The sequence below is a fragment of the Gilvimarinus sp. 1_MG-2023 genome, assembly GCF_030548285.1.
This window is the reverse complement of record NZ_JAUOSC010001122.1, coordinates 1-265: the sequence shown is the minus strand read 5'-3', so window position 1 is coordinate 265 and position 265 is coordinate 1. Positions and strand designations below refer to the sequence as shown.

General features: G+C 59.2%; 1 protein-coding gene. It reads right to left on the bottom strand.

Features of this window, described 5'->3' with window-relative positions:
- On the bottom strand, positions 1 to 265 hold a 265-nt coding region (locus Q4563_RS20345; protein WP_303605805.1), incomplete at both ends, for an isochorismatase family protein.

Sequence of the window (265 nt, the reverse complement as noted above, 5' to 3'; positions counted from 1 at the left end):
GCGCAACATGCTGTCGAGAGCGGTATTAAAGAAGCCGCTGTAACGTGGTTTGGGGATCACCAGATCGCCGGGCAGAGGCTTGAGTTCATCCACCAGATCGTAATCCCAGGTACCCTTGGCCAGCAACGTGCCCATCAGTTCCGGGTTCTTGCGGATCGCTTTCAGGGCGTTGGACTTGTGCCAGTTAGGCGAGCCAGGGCCGCCGGCTTCGGTGTATTCCGCATCCCAGCCGTTCTGGAAGAACACCACTTGCACACCCGCCGCA